Origin of the sequence: Limnohabitans sp., assembly GCF_044361985.1 — a bacterium.
Lineage (GTDB): Bacteria > Pseudomonadota > Gammaproteobacteria > Burkholderiales > Burkholderiaceae_C > Limnohabitans_A.
This window is the reverse complement of sequence record NZ_JBIKHV010000193.1, coordinates 1-2,638: the sequence shown is the minus strand read 5'-3', so window position 1 is coordinate 2,638 and position 2,638 is coordinate 1. Positions and strand designations below refer to the sequence as shown.

The following is a 2,638-nucleotide window of genomic DNA, read 5'->3' as shown; positions in this document are numbered from 1 at the left end:
CCGGGTTTGGTTTGTTTCCAGCCTTTGAAGATCTGAACTTTATGACCATGCTCTTCTTTGTCTTCAAAAATTGGCTCACGCTCACCCTGCAACTCCCACAATGGGTTGGGCATGCCGACGTTGGGCAAGGCCAAGTTGTTCCAGCCGGTGGGCTTGGTCGAATCCCGATAGTAAGTGCGCAAGTAGGTGTACAGATAATCGGCACCTGTACCGCCATGGCCTGAACGAGAACGGGCCATCAAGGTCAAATCAGGTGGATTCTTGCCAAACCAGTCTTTCGCCAACACCGGGTCGAGCGCCACTTTCATGTTGTCACCCACGCGGTCGGTGGCAAACAACAAATTGTCCTTGATCTGCTGCTCGGTCAAACCGATGTCTTTCAAGCGGTTGTAGCGCATGAAGGCAGCAGAGTGACAGTTCAGGCAGTAATTGACAAACAGCTTGGCACCATTTTGCAATGCGCCCAGATCGTTTGTTTTATTGGGGGCCTTGTCCCAGGCAAGGCCGCCACCAGCAGCGTGGGCACTGGCCACCAGACCCAGGGCCATCACAAAGCCCAATGCGAGTTTCTTGAGGTTTTTCATGTTCTTGAATCTCCGTGATCTCAGTGAGGCGTGAAGACCACGCGGTCAGGAACCTGCTTGGGCGTACCCAGCTTGCTCCACCAAGGCATCAACAGGAAAAAGCCAAAATAAAACAGGGACCCGACTTGGGAAACGCGCTCACCGATCGGCGATGGCGGCTGCACCCCCAGGTAACCCAGGATCAGGAAGTTGATCACGAACACGGCGTACAAGTACTTGTGCCAGTCGGGACGGTAACGGATCGATTTGACCGGGCTGTTGTCCAGCCAAGGCAGGAAGAACAAGATGATGACCGCACCACCCATGACCACCACGCCCCAGAACTTGGCATCAATGGCCAACATCATGGCCGCCATCGCAACCGCCGAGCCGATCACGGCACCCTTGAAGAGGGTGGGCAACTTGCCTTTGGCAACTGCCAGCACGGCGCCGATCACGACACAAGCGATCAGGACGTACATCATCTCGCTGGTGATGGCACGAAGCATCGAATAGAACGGTGTGAAGTACCAGACCGGTGCAATGTGCAAAGGCGTGGTCAGCGGATCGGCGGGGATGAAGTTGTTGTATTCAAGGAAATACCCACCGAACTCAGGGGCGAAAAACACAATCGCGGTGAACGCCATCAAAAACACGCTGACCGACAGAATGTCGTGCACGGTGTAGTACGGGTGGAAGGGAATACCGTCCAAAGGATGGCCGTGGGCATCTTTGGGCGCATCGGACGCTTTGATCTCGATGCCATCGGGGTTGTTGGAGCCGACCTCGTGCAAGGCAATGATGTGCGCCACCACAAGACCCAACAAAACCAGCGGCACAGCAATCACATGGAAGCTGAAGAAGCGGTTCAGCGTGGCATCACCCACCACAAAGTCACCTCGGATCAGCAGGGCCAGATCAGGGCCGATAAAAGGAATGGCCGAGAACAGGTTCACGATCACCTGAGCGCCCCAATAAGACATCTGGCCCCAGGGCAACAGGTAACCCATGAAGGCTTCGGCCATCAGGCACAAGAAAATGGCGCAACCAAAAATCCAAACCAACTCGCGTGGTTTGCGGTAACTGCCATAAATCAGGCCACGGAACATGTGCAGGTACACCACAATGAAGAAGGCAGAAGCGCCCGTGGAGTGCATGTAACGGATCAACCAGCCCCATGGCACATCACGCATGATGTATTCGACCGAAGCAAATGCCAGCGCGGCATCGGGCTTGTAGTGCATGACCAGGAAAATACCGGTCACGATCTGGATCACCAGGACCAAAAGCGAAAGCGCACCAAACACGTACCAAAAATTCAGGTTTTTGGACGCGTAGTACTCGGACAAATGGTCCTTGTAAAGCTTGGAAGCCGGGAAACGGTTGTCCACCCAGTTGAGCAGCTTTTCGCCTACGGGGGCGTTCGGAGAAATTTCTTTGAATTGAGCCATGTCAGTCTCCATCAAGCCTTCTTGTCTTCGCCAATGATCAACTTGGTGTCAGACAAGTACATGTGCGGTGGCACTTCGAGGTTGTCAGGTGCCGGCTTGTTCTTGAACACGCGGCCCGCCAGATCGAATGTCGAGCCATGGCAAGCGCACAAGAAGCCGCCGGTCCAGTCATCGGGCAAAGAGGGTTGCGATCCTGTGGCGAAGCGGTCACCAGGCGAACAGCCCAGGTGGGTGCAAATGCCCACGGTCACCATGATCTCAGGCTTGATGGAACGGTGTCCATTCTTGGCGTAATCAGGCGTGGGGTATGCCGTGCGTGCGGAAGCTGGATCGGCCAGTTGACCCTCGATCTTCTTGAGGGATTCAAGTTGCTCAGGGGTGCGCTTCATGATCCATACAGGCTTGCCGCGCCATTCGACCGTCAGCTTTTCGCCGGGGTTCAGGGCAGAAATATCAACTTCGACGGCCGCACCAGCCGCTTTGGCTCGTTCGGAAGGTTGAAAGCTGCTGACGAAGGGGGTGGCCACAAAGCCAGCGCCTACGGCACCTGCGCAACCGGAAGCAATCAGCCAGGTCCGTTTGCTGTTGTCGACTGGGGTGTCACTCATGGGAATCCTCTAGCGA

General features: G+C 55.4%; 3 protein-coding genes. All 3 read right to left on the bottom strand.

The window, feature by feature from the left end; all coding sequences use genetic code 11:
- Positions 1 to 584: cytochrome c1 (locus tag ACIQ3A_RS14970; protein ID WP_396432522.1), on the bottom strand; the 584-nt coding region annotated here is incomplete at its 3' end.
- Positions 585 to 604: 20 nt separating this feature from the next.
- Positions 605 to 2,014: a cytochrome bc complex cytochrome b subunit gene (locus tag ACIQ3A_RS14965; RefSeq protein WP_396432521.1), complete on the bottom strand. Its 1,410-nt coding sequence runs from the start codon at positions 2,012 to 2,014 to the stop codon at positions 605 to 607.
- Positions 2,015 to 2,025: 11 nt separating this feature from the next.
- Entirely contained in the window at positions 2,026 to 2,622 is a 597-nt protein-coding gene (petA, locus tag ACIQ3A_RS14960; RefSeq protein WP_396432298.1) for a ubiquinol-cytochrome c reductase iron-sulfur subunit, read from the bottom strand.
- Positions 2,623 to 2,638 lie beyond the last annotated feature (16 nt).

What these genes read in the sequence shown, in the direction of transcription:
- ACIQ3A_RS14965 (WP_396432521.1), bottom strand. Translation starts at nt 2,014, where the DNA reads ATGGCTCAATTCAAAGAAATTTCTCCGAACGCCCCCGTAGGCGAAAAG.
- petA (WP_396432298.1), bottom strand. Translation starts at nt 2,622, where the DNA reads ATGAGTGACACCCCAGTCGACAACAGCAAACGGACCTGGCTGATTGCT.